The sequence below is a fragment of the Arthrobacter sp. Y3224198 genome (assembly GCF_059090025.1).
The window spans coordinates 1-18,398 of the sequence record NZ_JBNHFG010000030.1 but is presented as its reverse complement, the minus strand read 5'-3'; the positions used below and the strand labels follow the sequence as shown (position 1 = coordinate 18,398).

Annotated in this window: 18 protein-coding genes, 1 tRNA gene and 1 pseudogene; 9 read left to right on the top strand and 11 right to left on the bottom strand. The window is 66.0% G+C overall.

Annotated features, from left to right (window positions below):
- The first annotated feature begins 73 nt into the window (after positions 1–73).
- From AC5RUF_RS13560 to AC5RUF_RS13530, 7 genes are all read left to right on the top strand, one after another.
- Complete coding sequence (locus AC5RUF_RS13560; protein WP_494130919.1) at positions 74–1,216, top strand: glucose-1-phosphate adenylyltransferase family protein; 1,143 nt, start codon at positions 74–76, stop codon at positions 1,214–1,216.
- Positions 1,217–1,589: 373 nt separating this feature from the next.
- The gene (gene rpmB / locus AC5RUF_RS13555) at positions 1,590–1,826 is read left to right on the top strand and encodes a 50S ribosomal protein L28 (protein ID WP_493998155.1); all 237 of its coding nucleotides are present in this window, start codon (positions 1,590–1,592) and stop codon (positions 1,824–1,826) included.
- On the top strand, positions 1,826–1,993 hold the full coding sequence (rpmG, locus tag AC5RUF_RS13550) for a 50S ribosomal protein L33 (RefSeq protein ID WP_013602737.1): 168 nt from the start codon (positions 1,826–1,828) through the stop codon (positions 1,991–1,993). The genes rpmB and rpmG overlap by 1 nt, the downstream gene beginning before the upstream one ends.
- 2 nt (positions 1,994–1,995) lie before the next feature.
- Positions 1,996–2,301, top strand: coding sequence for a 30S ribosomal protein S14 (gene rpsN / locus AC5RUF_RS13545; RefSeq protein ID WP_227902692.1), 306 nt, complete (start codon positions 1,996–1,998; stop codon positions 2,299–2,301).
- Positions 2,302–2,602: 301 nt separating this feature from the next.
- Positions 2,603–2,887, top strand: a complete 285-nt coding sequence (locus tag AC5RUF_RS13540; protein ID WP_269436319.1) for an HU family DNA-binding protein — start codon at positions 2,603–2,605, stop codon at positions 2,885–2,887.
- Positions 2,888–3,038: 151 nt separating this feature from the next.
- On the top strand, positions 3,039–5,243 hold the full coding sequence (locus tag AC5RUF_RS13535) for a bifunctional copper resistance protein CopD/cytochrome c oxidase assembly protein (RefSeq protein WP_494130918.1): 2,205 nt from the start codon (positions 3,039–3,041) through the stop codon (positions 5,241–5,243).
- Positions 5,243–7,201: an NHL domain-containing thioredoxin family protein gene (locus tag AC5RUF_RS13530; protein ID WP_494130917.1), complete on the top strand. Its 1,959-nt coding sequence runs from the start codon at positions 5,243–5,245 to the stop codon at positions 7,199–7,201. Before AC5RUF_RS13535 ends, AC5RUF_RS13530 begins: the two co-directional genes overlap by 1 nt.
- 179 nt (positions 7,202–7,380) lie before the next feature.
- On the opposite strand, the gene AC5RUF_RS13525 is transcribed toward AC5RUF_RS13530, so the two are convergent.
- The 11 genes and pseudogenes from AC5RUF_RS13525 to AC5RUF_RS13475 all read right to left on the bottom strand — a co-directional run bounded on the left by AC5RUF_RS13525 (position 7,381) and on the right by AC5RUF_RS13475 (position 16,773).
- Positions 7,381–8,358 (bottom strand): hypothetical protein, encoded by a 978-nt coding sequence (locus AC5RUF_RS13525; protein WP_494130916.1) that lies wholly within the window; start codon positions 8,356–8,358, stop codon positions 7,381–7,383.
- Positions 8,359–8,484: 126 nt separating this feature from the next.
- The gene (locus tag AC5RUF_RS13520) at positions 8,485–9,744 is read right to left on the bottom strand and encodes an ABC transporter ATP-binding protein (RefSeq protein ID WP_494130915.1); all 1,260 of its coding nucleotides are present in this window, start codon (positions 9,742–9,744) and stop codon (positions 8,485–8,487) included.
- 39 nt (positions 9,745–9,783) lie between these two features.
- On the bottom strand, positions 9,784–10,626 hold the full coding sequence (locus tag AC5RUF_RS13515; RefSeq protein ID WP_493996984.1) for a carbohydrate ABC transporter permease: 843 nt from the start codon (positions 10,624–10,626) through the stop codon (positions 9,784–9,786).
- On the bottom strand, positions 10,626–11,588 hold the full coding sequence (locus AC5RUF_RS13510; protein WP_494130914.1) for a carbohydrate ABC transporter permease: 963 nt from the start codon (positions 11,586–11,588) through the stop codon (positions 10,626–10,628). Before AC5RUF_RS13510 ends, AC5RUF_RS13515 begins: the two co-directional genes overlap by 1 nt.
- Positions 11,585–12,907, bottom strand: coding sequence for an extracellular solute-binding protein (locus AC5RUF_RS13505; RefSeq protein ID WP_494130913.1), 1,323 nt, complete (start codon positions 12,905–12,907; stop codon positions 11,585–11,587). Before AC5RUF_RS13505 ends, AC5RUF_RS13510 begins: the two co-directional genes overlap by 4 nt.
- A gap of 161 nt (positions 12,908–13,068) precedes the next feature.
- On the bottom strand, positions 13,069–13,995 hold the full coding sequence (locus AC5RUF_RS13500; RefSeq protein WP_494130912.1) for an AEC family transporter: 927 nt from the start codon (positions 13,993–13,995) through the stop codon (positions 13,069–13,071).
- 72 nt (positions 13,996–14,067) lie between these two features.
- A pseudogene (gene panD / locus AC5RUF_RS13495) lies at positions 14,068–14,493 on the bottom strand (aspartate 1-decarboxylase); the annotation flags it as partial.
- 92 nt (positions 14,494–14,585) lie between these two features.
- Positions 14,586–14,659, bottom strand: a tRNA-Gly gene (locus AC5RUF_RS13490).
- 79 nt (positions 14,660–14,738) lie between these two features.
- Positions 14,739–15,071, bottom strand: coding sequence for a protealysin inhibitor emfourin (locus AC5RUF_RS13485; RefSeq protein WP_494130911.1), 333 nt, complete (start codon positions 15,069–15,071; stop codon positions 14,739–14,741).
- Positions 15,068–16,129: a M4 family metallopeptidase gene (locus AC5RUF_RS13480; protein WP_494130910.1), complete on the bottom strand. Its 1,062-nt coding sequence runs from the start codon at positions 16,127–16,129 to the stop codon at positions 15,068–15,070. Before AC5RUF_RS13480 ends, AC5RUF_RS13485 begins: the two co-directional genes overlap by 4 nt.
- Positions 16,130–16,281: 152 nt before the next feature.
- The gene (locus tag AC5RUF_RS13475; RefSeq protein WP_494130909.1) at positions 16,282–16,773 is read right to left on the bottom strand and encodes an SseB family protein; all 492 of its coding nucleotides are present in this window, start codon (positions 16,771–16,773) and stop codon (positions 16,282–16,284) included.
- A 69-nt stretch (positions 16,774–16,842) separates the two neighbouring features.
- Between AC5RUF_RS13475 and AC5RUF_RS13470 the strand changes: the two genes are divergently transcribed.
- Positions 16,843–17,697 (top strand): tryptophan 2,3-dioxygenase, encoded by an 855-nt coding sequence (locus AC5RUF_RS13470; protein ID WP_493998412.1) that lies wholly within the window; start codon positions 16,843–16,845, stop codon positions 17,695–17,697.
- Positions 17,698–17,718: 21 nt separating this feature from the next.
- On the top strand, positions 17,719–18,339 hold the full coding sequence (gene dcd, locus AC5RUF_RS13465) for a dCTP deaminase (protein ID WP_493998411.1): 621 nt from the start codon (positions 17,719–17,721) through the stop codon (positions 18,337–18,339).
- Positions 18,340–18,398: the final 59 nt, after the last annotated feature.

Sequence of the window (18,398 nt, the reverse complement as noted above, 5' to 3'; positions counted from 1 at the left end):
GCTTGGAGACCGGGGGCGCCGTCTTGTTAGCGTGGTAGGTACTGAAGACGGCACGACGAGAGGCACAGAAGCAATGCGCGTACCCCGGATCCTGACCGTAATCCTTGCCGGTGGCACCGGCGGCCGGCTCGGCAGCCTGACCCGGCACCGGGCGAAACCGGCCATGCCGGTGGCCGGTTCCTACAATCTCATCGACATCTCCCTCTCCAACCTGCACAACAGCGGCTTTGGTGATGTGTGGATTGTTGAGCAGTACAAACCGCAGTCCCTGAATGACCAGCTGGTGAGCGGACGGCCCTGGGACCTGGACCGCACCAACGGCGGCCTGCGGGTGCTGCCTCCCTTCCAGGGCGGCGACGGGGAGGGTTTTGCGGAGGGGAACGCGGATGCGCTGTACCGCCAGGTGGACTACATCCGCGAATTCGACCCGGACCTGGTGCTGGTGCTCAGCGCGGACCATCTCTACCGGCTGGACTACCGCGACGTGGTGGAAACCCATCAGCAGTCCGGTGCCGCCCTCACAGTGGTCACTACCCGGGCAAACGACAACCCCGGGGACCACGGCGTGGTGGAGGTGTCCGAGGGAATGGTCACCGGCTTCGAGTACAAGCCGGACCAGCCGAAATCGAACCTGGTGGCCGCGGAGATCTTCCTGTACGACGCCGGCGTCCTCCTCAATTCCCTGGAAACGCTGGTGGAGCGGGACGGGAAGCTCGACGACTACGGCGACCAGCTGATTCCCTATCTGGTGGAGCGGGAGAAGGTGGCCGAGCATCGGCTGGACGGCTACTGGCGGGACATGGGCACGCCGCAAAGCTACCACCAGGCGCACCTGGACCTGATCGAAGGGCGGGGGCTGGACTTCGACGACGAACGCTGGCCGATCCTTTCCGCCAGCCCGCGCCGGCTGCCCGCCTACGTGGGTGCCGGTGCGACGGTGGAGGATAGCCTGCTGGCACCGGGGGCCCGGGTGGAGGGCACCGTACGCCGCAGCGTGCTCAGTGCCGGGGCCCGGGTGGAAGCCGGCGCCGAAGTGGACGCCTGCGTGCTGCTGGAGGACGTGGTTGTCCGTGCCGGAGCGCGGATCGCCAACCTGGTGGTGGACTCCCAGGCCGTGATCGGGGAGGGTCGCGAACTGGACGGTGCAGAGCACGATCCGGAAAACGGCGTGGCCGTGGTGGCCAGGGATTCCAAGGTGGATGCGCCGTCGTCGTGATCCCCGGCACCCGGGTAACCGTGAGTTTGAACGAAACGCCCGTTGGCCCTAGGATAGAGAGGCGTTAAGTCGTGTGTATGTTAATCTGTCCGCTTCGCGGGGGCAGGGAAGCGTTTGCACGGCCACCCGTATAAACCTAGAATTGAAGGCTGTCGAGCCGGGTTTCCCCGTTCGGCTGCCTGAACTTCACCGTCTTCCCCGCGGCGAGGCACTTCGGCTGGATCTCACCCCGCCAGGTCAACCTCCGGAAAGTCGCAGTAATAACGGTGTCAAAACTGGTGGCGGGACGCTCTTTATGGCAGGTGCTTAGGCGCTTACGCCTTGTGTCTGTTTTTTGAGGACCGTCATATTTACTACAACTGGAGGAGAGATCATGGCAGCTTACTGCCAGGTAACCGGAGCCATCCCCGGCTTTGGTCACAGCATTTCGCACTCGCACCGCCGCAACAAGCGTCGGTTCGACCCGAATATTCAGAAGAAGCGCTACTGGGTTCCGTCCCTGCGCCGCAACGTGACGCTGCAGGTTTCTGCACGCGGCATCAAGACGATTGACATCCGCGGCATCGACGCTGTTGTTACCGAGCTGATCGCGAAGGGTGTGAAGCTGTAGTGGCAAAGGATAAGGACGTACGTCCGATCATCAAGCTGAAGTCCACTGCGGGCACCGGCTACACCTACGTAACTCGCAAGAACCGTCGCAACGATCCGGATCGTATGGTTCTCAAGAAGTACGATCCCAAGATCCGCCAGCACGTCGAATTCCGTGAGGAGCGCTAAGAATGGCAAAGAAGTCCAAGATTGCCCGCAACGAGCAGCGCAAGGTTGTTGTTGAGCGCTACGCTGCCAAGCGCCTCGAACTGAAGAAGACCCTGGTAGACGAAAACGCTACCGACGAAGCCCGCGAAGCTGCACGCCTCGGCCTGCAGAAGCTCCCGCGCAACGCTTCCCCGGTCCGCCTTCGCAACCGCGACCAGATTGACGGCCGCCCCCGCGGTACCCTCCAGAAGTTCGGTATCTCGCGCGTGCGTTTCCGCAACATGGCCCACGCAGGCGAACTGCCGGGTATCAAGAAGTCCAGCTGGTAAGCACTGCTTGAAGCTGAAAAAGGGCGGCCCCTTGAAGGGGCCGCCCTTTTTGTTGTTAATTGGGCTTCGGGGCGGAAGCCGGCCCCGCCGGTGCGCGGGACCGTATCACGCGGCAGGCCGGCGCGCGAGTCGGCAGTGCCGGGGGCGGAAAATGCCCTTTTTTCGGCAGAAAAACCGGAAAAATCCGCAGAATGCAGGGGTTTTTGCCGGGTTTGGGGGTCCAAGCTGGTAAGTTTCCAAACAGCGGCGGTTTCGCATCCGCGTTCCGCTCGAATTACCCCAGAGTCCAGGAGGACATAAATTGGCTATGAACCGCAGTGAACTTGTTGCCGCAGTTGCAGAAAAGTCCGGCAACAGCCAGACCGCAGTCAACGGCGTGCTGGATGCCGTCTTCGACATCTTCGCAACTTCCGTTGCCAACGGCGAGAAGATCACCATCCCGGGCTGGCTGGCAGTTGAGCGCACCGACCGCGCTGCACGCACGGGCCGCAACCCGCAGACCGGCGAAACCATTCAGATCCCGGCAGGCCACAGCGTCAAGCTGACCGCCGGCTCCAAGCTGAAGGCCGCTGTCTCCAAGAAGTAGCATCCGCAGCGGCCCCGGGCCGCAGCTGCCTAGGGCCGGTATCCAGGGGATGCCGGCCCTTCGTATGTCCGGAACCCGGATGAACCGGCAGGCCCGCCGGCAGCCGACGAGGGGCAACAATGATTGGCCCTATTTTTGCCGGGGGTAGAGAATGGGTACTGTGCCAAAATCTGTCAAAACCCCCACCGTCCGTCCTGCAGGCGCCGCCTCGCACCCGCAGCCCGGGAACGGGACTGAAGAACCGCGTGCAGCAGGCAGGGCTCCGGCAGTGCCCGCCGGGTGGCTGGCGGCCGCCGGCGCCCTTGTTTTCATAGCCCTGGCATCTGCGCTCCTCTTCTCGGGGGCGGCCGGAGCTTCGCAGCTTGGCGATCCGGGCATGCTGACCCGCTGGGCACTGCCCGTGGCCAAAGCCGTGCAGAACATCTCCATGGCGGCCGTGATCGGTTCCCTGGTGTTTGCCGTGGCCATCGTGCCCAAGCACCTGAACTTCAAACGCAGCCGCAAAACCGACCGTGCCGCGTCCGCTGAACCGGAGCACCCGGCCTTCACCCGGACCCTGGCGCTGGCCTCCGGAGCAGCCGTGGTGTGGACCCTCTCCGCCCTGGCTGTCATGGTCTTCACCTACTCCGATGTCTCCGGCCTGCCGCTCAGCGCCGACTCCGGGTACACGGACGGGCTGGCATCCTTCCTGACGGACTTCTCCACCGGCCGTGCCTGGCTGGCCATCAGCATCATTGCCGCCGTGGTGACCGCCCTGACCTTCGGCGTCCGGTCGCTGGGAATGCTGGCATTCACCCTCATCCTCGCGACCGGTGCCCTGCTTCCGACGGCCCTGATCGGCCACTCGGCCGGGGGAGACGACCACAGTGCGGCCGTGAACTCCATTGGGCTGCACCTGCTCGGCGTGTGCCTGTGGATCGGCGGCATCATCGTCCTCGCCGTGGTGTCGCGGCAGCTCGGGTCCATCACCGGCACGGTGCTGACCCGCTTCTCCGCCCTCGCCGGCTTCGCGTTCGCCCTCGTCTTCCTCTCCGGGGTGGTCAACGCCTCCCTGCGGATCACCTCGTTGGACCAGCTGGGCAGCCGCTGGGGCGCCCTGGTGCTGACCAAAGCTGCCTTGACGCTCCTGCTGGGCCTGCTGGGGCTGATGCACCGCCGGTGGATCATTCCGCGCCTGGCAGGCTCCAACGCAGCCCGCACGCCCGCTGCAGCCGGCGCAGGTCCCGTGTCCGGGTCCAAGGGCGACCTGTCCGCGCAGCGGGTGCTCTGGCAGCTCATTGCCGTGGAACTGGCGGTCATGGGCGCGGTGTCCGGCGTCGCTGTGGCCCTGGGCCGCACCGCACCTCCGCGTTCGGAAGAACTGCCCACCGATGCTTCCCCGGCCCGCATCCTCACCGGCTACGACCTGCCGCCGGAACTGACACCCCAGCGCTACCTGACCGAATGGCGGCCGGACTGGCTGTGGGTGGCAATCATCGTGACCCTGGCCGCCGCATACCTGATCGGCGCCGTGAAACTGCGCCGCCGCGGGGACAAATGGCCCGTCCTGCGCACCGCCAGCTGGCTGGTGGGCCTGGCCGCGCTGGCCTACATCACCTCCGGAGCGCCGGCGGTCTACGGCATGGTCCTGTTCAGCACCCACATGCTGGGGCACATGGCCCTGACCATGGTGGTGCCGCTGTTCCTGGTGCTGGGTGCACCGGTGACCCTGGCGCTGAAGGTCCTTGCCCCGCGCCGGGACGGCACCCGCGGCATCCGGGAATGGATCCTGATCGGGGTGCACTCGCGCTACTCGAAGATCATCACCAACCCCATCTTCGCGGCGGTGAATTTCGCCGGGTCGATTGTCATCTTCTACTACTCGGACCTGTTCGGCTTTGCCCTGCGCGAGCATGTGGGCCACGAGCTAATGGTGGTGCACTTCCTGCTCACCGGCTACATCTTCATCCTGACCATGATCGGCATTGATCCGTTGCCGAGCCGGGCGCCCTATCCGCTGCGCCTGGTCATCCTGCTGGCCACCATGGCCTTCCACGCGTTCTTCGGTGTGGCCGTGATGGGCGGCACAGCGCTCATCCAGGCCTCCTACTTCGGCAACATGGGCCGGGACTGGGGCCTGTCCGCCCTCGCCGACCAGCAGCTGGGCGGCTCGCTGATGTGGGGCATCGGTGAAATCCCCACGCTCTTTGTCGCCATCGGCGTGGCCTACCAGTGGTCCAAGAGCGACGCACGGGAAACCCGCAGGTCAGACCGGGCGGCCGAGCGGAATAATGACGCCGACCTCGCCGCTTACAACAACATGTTTGCAAACCTGGCCGAGCGTGACGCCAGGACCCCGGACCAAGGAGATCGTTAATGACTGAAACCGTGCGCGCCGGATACCGGGTGCGGGCCTCGGAACTCGAGGGCCGGAACTGGCTGAACACCGGCGGCCGGCAGCTGAACCTTGAGGATCTCCGCGGCAAGATCGTGCTGCTGGATTTCTGGACCTTCTGCTGCATCAACTGCCTGCACGTGCTGGACGAGCTGAGGCCCCTCGAGGAGAAGTACTCCGACGTGCTGGTGACCGTGGGCGTCCACTCGCCTAAATTCGAACACGAAGCGGACCCGGTGGCCCTCGCCGCCGCCGTGGAGCGCTACGAGATCCACCACCCCGTGCTGGATGACCCGGAGCTGGTGACCTGGCAGGCGTACACCGCCCGCGCCTGGCCCACCCTGGTGGTCCTGGACCCGGAAGGCTACATCGTGGCGCACCTGTCCGGTGAGGGCCACGCAGCCGGGCTGGAATCGCTCGTAGCGGAGCTGGTGGAGGAGCATGAGGCCAAGGGCACCCTCCACCGCGGGGACGGCCCCTACGTTCCCGCAGAGCCCTCCGCCGGAGACCTGCGCTTCCCCGGCAAGGTCACCGCCCTGCCCGGCGGCACCTTCCTCGCGGCAGATACCGGCCACCACCGCCTGGTGGAGCTGGAAGCCGACCTGGCCACGGTCCGCCGGGTCATCGGCGACGGCGTCAAGGGCTGGCGCGACGGCACCGCCGAAACCGCACGCTTCAACGAGCCCCAGGGCGTGGCGCTGCTGCCGTCCGCCGTGGCCGGGCAGACCGGGTACGACGTCGTAGTGGCGGACACGGTGAACCACCGCCTGCGCGGCGTGAACCTCGCTGACGGCACGGTCACCACCGTGGCCGGGAACGGCGTGCAGCGGCTGCTGGATTCCGGAAACCAGACCAAGGCCACCGCAGCCGACAGTGTGCCGGCTCCGGCTTCCGGCACCGGCACCGGCACCGCCACGGTCATTGCCGCGCCCGGCACCGACCCGCTGACTGTTTCGCTTTCTTCGCCGTGGGACGTGCTCTGGTCCGCCAAGCTGGAACGCCTGGTGGTGGCCATGGCCGGAACGCACCAGATCTTCAGCTTCGACCCGGTGACGGGCGGGGTGGCGGTCCTGGCCGGCACCGGGCTGGAGGGCCTGCTTGATGGTCCCGCCGACGCGGCGTGGTTTGCCCAGTCCTCCGGGCTGGCCGAGGACGCCGACGGGAACATCTGGGTAGCCGATTCCGAAACGTCCGCGCTGCGCCGCCTGGGCGTGGACGAGGACGGCGGCGTGCAGGTGGAAACCGCCATCGGCACCGGCCTGTTCGACTTCGGCTTCCGCGACGGCGAGGCCGCGGACGCGCGCCTGCAACACCCCCTCGGAGTTGCCGTGCTGCCGGACGGTTCCGTAGCCCTGGCGGACACCTACAACGGCGCCGTGCGCCGGTACGACCCGAAAACGGGCACCGTCTCCACGCTGGCCCGCGGCCTGGCCGAGCCCTCCGACGTCCTGGTGGACAGCAGCTCGGACGAGCCGCTGCTGATTGTGGTGGAATCCAACCGGCACCAGCTGGTCCGGCTGCCCATCCCCAAGGACGCCCAGTCCGTGGATGAAGGTGCACGGCAGACGCAGCGGCCCAAGACCGCTGTCCAGGCCGGACCGATGTCCCTGACCGTGCGCTTCGCCGCTCCCAAGGGGCAGAAGCTTGATGACCGGTGGGGTGATCCCACGCAGCTGAAGATCTCCGCCTCGCCGGAGGAGCTGCTGGTCTCCGGCGGCGGGACCGCCACCGGCCTGACCCGCGAGATCGTGCTCTCGGACAGCGTGGACGGGGGAGTCCTGCACATCACCGCCCGCGCGGCCGCCTGCGACGGCGAGCCGGGCGGCGAGATCCCGGACCACGCGGCCTGCCACATGTACCAGCAGGACTGGGGCATTCCCGTAGTGGTGCAGGACGGCGGGGAGTCCGCCCTGGTCCTGGACCTGCGCGGACTGGACTGAGCCGGACGGGACTAAAACCGGCCCGGACTAAAACCGGACTGGACTAAGCCGGACCGGCGCCACGCCGCATAAAAAGGGCGGCGGCAGGGATTCCCTGCCGCCGCCCTTTTGTGGTTTCTGTTCCGTGTCCCGCACCGCGTCGGACTCCGCGTCCCGTACCTCGCGTTGCCGGAGGCTCGCTACTCGACCTGCGGGCTGACCGTCACTTCTTCGCCGTCCACCCGCAGGGCGGCGTTGAAGGTGAATTCCTCCTCGGCCACCAGCGGGCTCTTGTCGCCGCTGAACAGGTCAACCTGGGTGGCCGTCACCCGGGCCGTGCCGGTAAGCGGGTTCAGTACCCAGCGGCCTTCAGCCTGGGTCAGCTTCACTTGGGGGTACTGGGCGATGCTCCACTTGATGGGCTGCTCCACCCGGTTGTTGGTCAGGTGGTAGAACGGGCAGCCGGGAGGGGCCAGCCGGTCGGCGGCGGTGCACTCGTCGAGGAAGCCGCGGATGCTGGTATCCACCTTGGAGATCAGTTCCTTGGTGGCCTCGGGGGCCAGGTTCAGCTGCTCCTTGGAGTCGGCGGTCACCACCGTCTGCTGCTCGGGTGCGGCCAGGTACTGGCTCTCGTAGGAGGCAGCGACCCGGGAGAGCGGGAAGACAGCAAAGGAGTTGGCACCCTCGGGCAGCGTGACCCGGACGCCGTTGAGGTTCGCTTCACGCAGTGCGGGGGCGCTGACCTGCACGGCAGGCAGGGTGGAGGGGGAGAACCGCCAGGTGTCAAAGAACAGCCACTGCTTTCCGGTGTTCTCCAGGACAAACTCGGTAGTTCCTTCCGAGTCACCGTAGGCATACCGGACCGGCACCTTCACCCGGTCCTCGCCAAGGTCTTCGGGGTCGCCGAAATCCCGGATCTGCAGTCCCTTGACGGAGGCGCGCAGCGCATCGTCATCCAGCAGCGCAGCGTTGGCCTGCGGCACCTGGGCGTTGAGAATGCCCAGCGCCTGTTCGCCCTCGCCGTCGGCGACTGCCGCCAGGTAGGTACGGATGTGGCGCTCGGGTCCGTACGTTTTGGCGTTGACAAAGTAGATGACGACGACGGCGGCCGCGATGGTGAGCATGAGGGCAAGCAGCCATGCAGCCACTGCCTTGATTACCGGTGATGTTCCCTGCACCGGTATTACGTTACCTGCCCGGAGCGGCGTTGGCCGGATCGGTTCCCCGGTCCGGCCAACGTGTCAGCTGCTTCCGCTGCAGTTCATCGCTGTGCCTTTCCGCTCCTGCGGCGGTCACTGCGGCGGTCAGGAAGCGGCTGCCGGAACCTCTTCGCGGGCGGCAGCAATTTCCTCGGCACGGGCGGCGTTGGCTTCCTCCGTGAGGCGGGCACCGGCATCGGCATCGCGGGTCAGGTTGTCGCCGGTCTCGGGGTCGAAGAGGTGGATCTTGCGGGTGTCCAGCCACAGCTCGGCGTCACGGCCGCCGCGGATCCGGCTGGCGGCGTCGAGCGTGACCACCACCTGCGGACGCAGCTCGTCGGCATCCATGTCCCGGGCCAGGTTGTCCAGCAGCTCGCGCACCTCGGGGCTCGGATCAAAGTGGATGTACCCGTACTGCTCGTTGCCCAGCCACTCGGTGTGGGTGATGGGGGCCGTGAAGGTCGAGCCGTGGTGCAGCTTGCTCTCCTCCACCAGGGACGCGTCCTCGAAGAACTCGGGACGGATGCCCACCAGCACAACCTTCTTGCCGGCGGCCTTCGCCGCCTTGTCCTCGGGGATGCGGATGTCGCCCACGGAGGTCCGCAGCACGTTGTTGTCCAAGGTGGCGGGCAGGAAGTTCATGGACGGGGAGCCGATGAACCCGGCCACAAACAGGTTGATGGGCTGTTCGTAGAGTTCCCGCGGGGAGGCCACCTGCTGCAGGACGCCCTTTTTCAGCACCGCCACCCGGTCGCCCAAGGTCATGGCCTCGGTCTGGTCGTGGGTGACATAGACACTGGTGGTGCCCAGGCGCCGCTGCATCTGCGCGATTTCGGAGCGCATCTGGCCGCGGAGCTTGGCGTCCAGGTTGGAAAGCGGCTCATCGAAGAGGAACGCATCGGCCTGCCGCACGATGGCCCGGCCCATGGCCACCCGCTGGCGCTGCCCGCCCGAAAGGTTGGCCGGCTTGCGTTCCAGGTGGTCGGTCAGTTCCAAGGTGGCCGCGGCATCGGTCACCAGTTTGCGTACCTGCTCGTCGGAGTACTTGCCCTTGTTCAGCCGCAGCGGGAAGGCGATGTTTTCGTAAACCGTCAGGTGCGGGTACAGCGCGTAGTTCTGGAACACCATCGCCAGGTTGCGGTCACGGGGTGCCTTGTCATTGACGCGTTCCCCGTTGATCAGCAGGTCGCCCGAGGTGATGTCCTCCAGGCCCACGATCATGCGCAGCAGCGTGGACTTGCCGCAGCCCGAGGGGCCCACCAGGATGATGAACTCCCCGTCGGCGATGTCCAGGCTCACGTCGTTGACGGCCGGAAAACCATCGCCGTACTTCTTGACGAGGTGGTTGAGGGTAATAGATGCCATGGTTCGGGATCCTTTTCTTTCATCCGGGTGCCGCAGGGACTAGCCCTTGACGGCGCCCTGGGTTAGGCCGGAGACGATTTGGCGCTGGAACGCCAGCACCAGGACAACTACGGGAATGGTGACAATGATGGCGGCGGCCGAAATGGCGCCGGTCGGTTCCTCGAACTGCGAGGCGCCGGTAAAGAAGGCCAGGGCTGCCGGGACCGGCCGCGCTGCCTCGGTCGAGGTGAGCGAGATGCCGTACACAAAGTCATTCCACGCGATGAAGAACGCAATGATCGCCGTCGTAAAGACGCCGGGGGCCGCCAGCGGAACAATCGCCTTGCGGAACGCCTGCCAGGTGGTGGCACCGTCCACCTGCGCAGCCTGCTCCAGTTCCCACGGGATCTGCCGGAAGAACGCGGCCAGGGTCCAGATGGAGATCGGCAGCGTCAGCGAGAGGTAGGGGATGATCAGGCCGGGCCAGGTGTCGTAGAGGCCGATGTTGCGCCACAGGTTGAACAACGGGGTCACGATGGAGATCACCGGGAAGATGGACACACCCAGGGCGGTGGTCAGCACCAGCCTCTTGCCGGGGAAATCCAGGCGGGCAATGGCGTAGGCGCACAGCGTGGCCAGGATGACCGCAATGAAAGTGGCAATGAGGCAGATGCCGATGGAGTTGCGCAGGCTGCTCAGGAACAGCCCCTGTGCGTCGCCCACCAGGATCTGCTCGTAGTTGCTCGTGGACCAGTTGGTGGGCAGGAACGTGCCGGAGGTCAGATCGCTGGGCAGCTTGAACGAGGTTGCGAAGATGGACGCCACCGGGAACAGGGCGTACAGGATCACCAGGACCGAAATGATGGTCCAGACTATCCGCCTTTTGGCTGGTGATGACTTCACTAGTTACCCCCTCGAGCGCCGGAAAGGTCCACTTTGAACAGTTTGATGGCGATGAAACAGATGATGATGACGCAGATGAACAGCAGGACCGAGACGGCCGAGCCCATGCCGATTTCCAACCGGGTGATGGACGTCCGGTAGGCCAGCAGAGAGAGGACTTCGGTGCCGTACGCGCCGTTGGTCATGATGTAGACGTTGTCGAAGATGCGGAACGCGTCCAGCGCGCGGAACAGGACGGCCACCATGATGGCCGCCTTCATGTTGGGGATGATCACCCGGGACATCCGCTGCCACCAGGTGGCACCGTCCACTTCGGCGGCCTCCGTCAGTTCGCCGGGGACCTGGGCCAGTCCGGCCAGGAGCAGCAGTGAGATGAACGGTGTGGTCTTCCAGATCTCCGAGGCCATGATGACGAACAGGGCCGTCCAGGTATCCGCAAACCAGTTCAGGTCCGGGTTGATGCCCGGGACCCAGCTGAACCAGCTGTTGATGTACCCGGAGTTGATGTCGAACGCGTAGAACCAGGCAAAGGCGGAAACAACGGTGATGATGCCGTACGGCACCAGGATGGCGGTCCGCAGCCAGCCGCGGACGGCTTTCAGCGCACTGTTCATGACCAGGGCCAGGGCAAAACCGAGGATGAGTTCAATAACCACCGTGATCACGGTGATCAAAACCGTCACGCCCAAGTCCCGCCAGAACAGTCCGTCCGAAAGGATGGTGGCGTAATTGCCCAGGCCCACGAATTCGCGGTCGGCCGGGGCGGTCAGGCGGTACTTGAACAGCGACTCCCACAGGGCCAGCAGGATGGGGTAGGCCGTGACGGCCAGCATGATGATGAAGGCAGGTCCGGCCAGCCAGAACCCGAGCCGCCGTTCGGCCTTGGCCCGGTCGCTGAGGGGCTGCTTGGCGGGACGTGACTGCGCCGGGGCTTCCCGGACGGCTTCAACGGAAGTACTCACAGCAGCTTCTCCCCTCTGAGGACCTCAAGAATGAACTCCTGGCTGGTGGCCGGGGTGGTGTCCGGATTTACGTCGCTCGGCGGCGTCCAGGTCTGCTGGATGCCGGTGGAGATCTCGTTGTAGTACGGAGTCTGGGGCCGCGGCTTGGCGAGTTCCAGGGAGTCCCTGATGGTGGGTGCCATCGGGAAGGTCTCCGTCACTTCGGGGTCGTTGTAGGCGTCCTCGTTGGAGGGCGGGTTGCCGTTGGTGGAGAAGTAGTAGGCCTGGTTCTCCGGCGACACAATGCACTCAATCGCCTGGTAGGCCAGGTCCGGGTGCTGGCTGTTGGAACCCACGCCCAGGTTGATGCCGCCCAGCGGGGGAGCGGTCTCCTCGTCCTTGTTCATGGCGGGGTAGAGCGTCCACCCGATGTCGTCGATCAGTGACTGGGGCAGGGCGCCTTCCTCGACGGATGCGTTGGTGGCCGGCCAGACGAAGGGATAGTTGACCATAAAGGACCCCTGGTCGCCCTGGAACTGGATCATGGACGTGTTTTCCGTCTGGGTGGGCAGTCCCGGTCCGCCGAGGCCTTCCTTGCCGATGGTGGACACCACATCCGCGGCCTGCCAGCCGGCGTCGGTATCCAGTCCGAGCTTGATTTCATCGGCGGAGGCATCGGGGTTCTCCACAATGGTGCCGCCGGCCGATTCGACCAGGGCGTTGACCCAGACCGTCATGGATTCGGCACGGGCACCCTGTACGCCGATGTACTTGTCCTGGCTCTTGGCAGCCTCGATGATCTGGTCCCATGTCACGGGCTGGCTCATGTCCAGCCCGGCGGCCTGGGCCACGGATTTGCGGTACCAGAGGATCTGCGTGTTGGCCCAGAACGGTACGGCCACCACTTTGTCTTTCCACTTGGCGCCGGCCAGGGCGCCCTCCAGGACGCCCTCGGTGGTGCGCTGCGCGACGTCGTCGGGCACCGGAGCCAGATAGCCGGGTTCGGCGTATTCGGGGACGTTGGGCGGGTCCAGACTCATGATGTCCATGCTCTTGTCGCCCGCGGCCAGGCGCCGTGCCAGCTGCTCGCGCTGGGACGCCGCATCGTTGGGCAAAAGCGACGTTTCAATCGTGTACGCGCCGCCGGATGCCTCGCTGCACTGTTTCGCGAGTTCCGCCTGGCCCCCGGCGTCGGGATTGATGTACCAGGTCAGTTTTGGCGCTGCGCCCTCATCGGAGCCGCAGCCGGTCAGGAGGGTGGCTCCAAGGGCCAAGGCAATGCCCGCAGCAGCCCGGGCGCTTTTACGCGTCCGCCCCCAATGTCTTGCGTCGTTTGGCATCGGTTCTGTGCCTCCACCTCGTCGTAGACGCCGGCTGCGCACACCCCGGTCCCGGCAGGCGGTGCAGCCAACGGGCTGCACACCCTAAGCAGCCTTTGATTTGACCATATGCCCTGATGGTAATTTACGCCACACAAATCGGGGCGTAAGCGGGAGAACCCTCAGGCCAGCAGGGCAGCAGCCAGGACCAGCACGGGCAGCGAAGCAATGGTGGTGAGCAGGACGGTGTCCTTGGCCACCAGCAGGCCCTCCTCATAGCGGGAGGCTGCCACAAACACGTTCTGCGCAGTGGGCAGCGCGGCCGTCACCACCACGGCGAACAGCAGGTGACCGTCCATATCCAGAACGAAGCGGGCCAGCAGGTAGGCCAGCAGCGGCTGCAGCAGCAGCTTGAATGCCGAGGCGAGGACGACGTCGGCGCGCCGGCCGCCGCGGGCAGCCAGCGGACGCGAGCCCACCAGCGAGAGTCCGAAGGCCAGCAGCATGGCCGGCACCGCGGCGCCGCCGATCAGGCTGACCGGTTCGTGGATGATTTCCGGCAGCCGGATTCCGGTGGCCGCCAGGAGCAGCCCGATGAGGGATCCCACCACAATCGGATTGCGCACCACCTGGCCGGCGAACACGGCCACCGAGGTGCGGCGCCCGCTGGTGGCGGAGTCCAGCATCATCAGGAAAAAGGGGGTGAAGAACGCGAGCTGGAAAATCAGGACCGGGGCAATGTAGGCGGCGTCGCCGAGCACGTAGACACAGATGGGAAGGCCCAGGTTCGCTGCGTTGACCAGGGAGGAGGACATGGCCGAAATCAGCATTTCGGGCAGCGGCCGCCGCAGCCACCAGCGGGTGAGGGCAACGTAGAGGCCCGCGGTGGCCAGTGCGCTGGCTGCGGCAACCAGCAGCGGCAGGGAGAAGACCGTGGGCAGGTCGGCTTCGCTGAGCGTGGTCAGCAGCAGCGCAGGGGAGGCGACAAAAAAGGCCAGCCGGCTGAGGACGGTCTGGGCGTTCCCGCCCAGCACGCCGAGGCGGCCGATCGCATAGCCGGTGAGGATGATGATCCAGACAACGGCGAATCCGGTGAGTACCCCCAGCACCGGAAGCCGTTATCCGGCGTGCGCGTGTGAGGGCGAGGGGTCTCCGGAGCTGCCGGGGTCCGTGGCGTTGCCCAGGACGCTGGTGTTGTCCAGGGCCAGCGGGGGCCGTTCGGTGCCTGCCGTGACGGCTTCCGCGGGATCGGTTCCCAGTTCCAGGATGCGGTTGGCGGAGTTCACATGGACCACGGTGGGAACAAAGCTGCGGGCCTCGTCGGTGGTCATGTCGGCGTAGGTGATCAGGATGACGGTGTCGCCCACGTTCACCAGGTGGGCTGCGGCACCGTTGATGCCCAGCACGCCGGAGCCGCGCTCGCCCGCGATGGTGTAGGTCTCCAGCCGGGCGCCGTTGGTGACGTCCACAATGGAAACCAGTTCACCGGGGAGGATGTCGGCGGCTTCAAGGAGATCGAGGTCTACCGTCACCGAACCTACGTAATGCAGGTCGGCATGGGTCACCGTAGCGCGGTGAATCTTGGACTTAAACATTTTCCGGTTCATCGCGGATAAGTCTACGCCGATTACGGCGGACTTCGAGCCCCAGGGGTTGACAGGGTCTCCGCCTGGGCCGGCGGAGGAACTCCCGCCGTTATTGGAGCGGGCGACGGGAATCGAACCCGCGTATCAAGCTTGGGAAGCTAGCGCTCTACCATTGAGCTACGCCCGCAGCGACCGAAGGGATCCGGCGCAGTTCCTAACTCTACATGGAACCGCACGGTTACCGAATTCTTCGCCCCGTACGCCGCCTACTGTGTTGCGCGGGGTGCCTGGCCTGATGTGCTGCCGTCCCCGCGGTCCCCGTTGCCGTCGTCGGACGCCGCATAACCGGTATCCTGCCCGCTGCGGGCCCGGTCAACGAGCTCGCGCCAGCGGCCCTTGACCTGGCGTTCGGGAATGGTGACGGCGGCCGGACCCACTGAAATCTCGTAGGTGAAGCGGTCCGCTTCTCCGTCTGCGGATTCGGGCGGATCCTGCAGCAGCGGCAGCCAGCGTTCCTGCGCCTCCTCGGAGCTGACCTGCGTGCTCCACGTGCGCTGCATGCCCGCGAAGCCGCCGCTGCGCACTACAACCAGTCTCATACCATGACGTTAACCTCTTTCCATGCGGCCTGCACAGCAGAAGTTTCCTCGGATCCGGCGCCGTACCGTTTTTCGGCCGCCGTGAGCGTGGCTGCGCCGAAGACGGCGAAGGTGGCGTCGGCGGGGAAATTCCGCTCGGTGATGGTGTCGTACCAGATCTGCCCGGCCCGTTCCCAGGCATACCCGCCCAGTGCCGCGGCAACCAGGTAGAAGGCACGGTTGGGGATGCCGGAGTTGATGTGCACCCCGCCGTTGTCCGCCGTGGTGGAGACGTAACCGTCCATCGAGTCCGGCTGCGGGTCCTTGCCGAGCACGTCGTCGTCGTAGGCCGTGCCGGGAGCCTTCAGGGAACGCAGGGCGTGCCCGCCCACCTGGGCCGTGAACAGTCCCTCGCCTACCAGCCAGCTGGCGCTGCCGGCGTCCTGGCCCAGCAGCTTCTGCTCCACCAGGACGCCGAAGACATCGGCCACGGATTCGTTCAACGCGCCGGCCTGGTCCCGGTAGGTGAGCTGGGCGGTGTACTGGATCAGTCCGTGCGTGAGTTCGTGCCCGATGACGGTGAGGGATTTGCTGAAGCGCTGGAACACTTCGCCGTCGCCGTCGCCGAGGACCATGCGGGAGCCGTCCCAGAAAGCGTTGTCATAGTTGTGCCCGTAGTGGACCGTTGCGTCCAGCGCCCGTCCGGCGCCGTCGAGGGAGGAACGGCCGTAGGCGTCGCTGAAGAGCCGGTAGGTGGCGCCCAGCCCGTCGTACGTCTCGTCCACGGCCGGGTCTCCCGTGGGTGGCTGGCCCTCGGAGCGCACTACGGTGCCGGGCAGCTCCTCCAGGCCGAGGGCATCGGAGATGGAGCGGCGCAGCGAGGGGGCGAAGGCGGTGCCCGCGGGTCGGGAGGGCACCTGGTGCGGCACCGAGCGTGCCGCTTCCACGCTGCCAATGGCGGTCAGGGTACGCCGTGCCGCCGCGGCGGCCGTGGCCCGGGAAGGGTCCGCCGCGAGGCGGGCCAGCAGATACGGCGGAACAATGGAACAGGTCGGATGAGTCGCGCTCGAGTTGGTCACGGTACAGCCCTCCTTGTGAGGTTCCCCAGCGTAGGCTCCACCACTGACACTGCAAGGGCCGGGCCCGGAAAACCGCCATCAAATGGCCATAACGCAACCTAACGGGCCCGTTTTGGGTCCGACAGCGCACTCAACCCGGGATCAACCCGGGATCAGTCCTCCGTGCGCTCCGGCCGGACCGAACCATCCTGCGCCTGGGCAGCGGTCTGTTCGTAGGCGGCCACCAGGGACGCGACGACGTCGGGGCCGATTTCCAGCCCCACCTCGTGGCCCGGGTTGACGGACATGCCGTAGCCCGGCGCGATGCTGCGGATGGTGGCTTCCCCGCTGGCCTTGACCACCACGGGGGCTGCTTCGCGGAGCTGGGCCGGGATGCGGTCCGCCGAGGTGAAGGTGGCGGCAACGGAGTATTCGGAATCCGGGGCCTTCAGCACCACTGCCTGGAAAGTGGACGGATCGTCCTCCTTCACCAGCCGTCCCACGCTGAGCAGTTCCGAGGTCCAGATGACGGACATGACCTCGCGGTTGCTGATGCGTCCCTCCCGCCCGGCGGTGATGGCTTCTTCCAGCGCCGCTCCGGGGGCCGGGGCGTCCTCATGCGCCAGCGGCATTGCCGGGATGTCGGGGGTGTTGTCCGGTTCCATGGTGGACTCCTTGGAAAGATCGGGGCCAAAACCACAAGTCTGGCACACCCAGCGGATACGGTGGTGGGCATGGAACCGAACGGGAACACCCGCAGCCTCGAAGCCGGCATCGAACGCGATTTCAGCGACAAGATGAGTTACGGGTCCTACCTCGCCCTCGATGAGCTGCTCTCCGCCCAGCATCCGGTGAGCCGGCCGGAGCACCATGACGAGATGCTGTTCATCATCCAGCACCAGACCTCCGAGCTCTGGCTGAAGCTGGTCCTGCATGAACTCCTCGCCGTCCGGGAGCGGCTGCAGGCCGATGACCTGCGCTCAGCCATGAAGGGCATTGCCCGGATCAAGCACATCCAGCGCTCGCTGACCGAGCAGTGGTCCGTGCTGGCCACCCTGACTCCGTCCGAATATGCGCAGTTCCGCGGCGATCTGGGCGCGTCCAGCGGATTCCAGTCCTACCAGTACCGTGCCGTGGAGTTCCTGCTGGGCAACAAGAACGAAGCAATGATCGCGGTCTTCTCCGCCGACCCGCAGGCCTCCGCCCTGCTCTCGGGACTGCTGTCGCAGACCAGCATCTATGACGAGTTCATCCGCTACCTGCACCGCCGCGGCTACGCGGTGGACCCCGCGCTGCTGGAGCGCGACGTCCGCAAGGCCCACGTCCACAACGACTCGCTGCTGGACATCTTCAAATACGTCTACGAGAACCATGAAGCGAACTGGGACATCTACGAGGCCTGCGAGGAGCTGGTGGACCTGGAGGACAATTTCCAGCTGTGGCGTTTCCGGCACCTCAAAACAGTGGAGCGCACCATCGGCATGAAACGCGGCACCGGCGGCTCCAGCGGTGCGGGATTCCTGCGCAGGGCGTTGGAGCTCACGTTTTTCCCGGAGCTCTACGCCGTGCGGACGGAAATCGGCCGCTAGGGCATGCGCTATTTTTGAAGAGTGCTGATTTCTGACCGCGATATCCGAGCCGAGATTGCCGACAACCGGATTGCCCTGGACCCCTATGACCCCGCAATGGTCCAGCCGTCCAGCGTCGATGTGCGCATCGACCGTTTCTTCCGGCTGTTCGACAACCATAAGTACGCCCACATTGATCCCTCGCAGGACCAGTCGGAGCTGACCCGGCTGGTGGAAGTGGCCCCGGATGAGCCCTTCATCCTGCACCCCGGCGAGTTTGTGCTGGGCTCGACCTACGAGCAGGTGACCCTGCCGGATGACATTGCCGCCCGCCTGGAGGGCAAGTCTTCCCTCGGCCGGCTGGGGCTGCTGACGCACTCGACCGCCGGCTTCATTGACCCGGGCTTCTCCGGCCACGTCACGCTGGAGCTCTCCAACATGGCCACCCTGCCGATCAAGCTGTGGCCCGGCTCCAAGATCGGCCAGCTCTGCTTCTTCCGGCTCAGCTCCCCGGCGGAGTTCGCCTACGGGTCCGGGCAGTACGGCAACCGTTACCAGGGCCAGCGCGGCCCGACGGCGTCGCGCAGCCACCTGAACTTCCACCGCACCGACGTCGGCGCCGGCGAGGACATCCCCCGCGGGGCGGACGTCAGCGCCTCCTAGCCGGACACCCCTGCCCGTCCTGGGGGACGGGCAGGGACGGGGCGGACAGTGGCGGGGCC

Bases quoted from the DNA above. Each gene is read 5' to 3' on its own strand.
- rpsN (WP_227902692.1), top strand. From the start codon at position 1,996: ATGGCAAAGAAGTCCAAGATTGCCCGCAACGAGCAGCGCAAGGTTGTT.
- AC5RUF_RS13505 (WP_494130913.1), bottom strand. From the start codon at position 12,907: ATGCCAAACGACGCAAGACATTGGGGGCGGACGCGTAAAAGCGCCCGG.
- AC5RUF_RS13530 (WP_494130917.1), top strand. From the start codon at position 5,243: ATGACTGAAACCGTGCGCGCCGGATACCGGGTGCGGGCCTCGGAACTC.
- AC5RUF_RS13520 (WP_494130915.1), bottom strand. From the start codon at position 9,744: ATGGCATCTATTACCCTCAACCACCTCGTCAAGAAGTACGGCGATGGT.
- AC5RUF_RS13470 (WP_493998412.1), top strand. From the start codon at position 16,843: ATGGAACCGAACGGGAACACCCGCAGCCTCGAAGCCGGCATCGAACGC.
- AC5RUF_RS13485 (WP_494130911.1), bottom strand. From the start codon at position 15,071: ATGAGACTGGTTGTAGTGCGCAGCGGCGGCTTCGCGGGCATGCAGCGC.
- AC5RUF_RS13560 (WP_494130919.1), top strand. From the start codon at position 74: ATGCGCGTACCCCGGATCCTGACCGTAATCCTTGCCGGTGGCACCGGC.
- AC5RUF_RS13475 (WP_494130909.1), bottom strand. From the start codon at position 16,773: ATGGAACCGGACAACACCCCCGACATCCCGGCAATGCCGCTGGCGCAT.
- rpmB (WP_493998155.1), top strand. From the start codon at position 1,590: ATGGCAGCTTACTGCCAGGTAACCGGAGCCATCCCCGGCTTTGGTCAC.
- AC5RUF_RS13535 (WP_494130918.1), top strand. From the start codon at position 3,039: ATGGGTACTGTGCCAAAATCTGTCAAAACCCCCACCGTCCGTCCTGCA.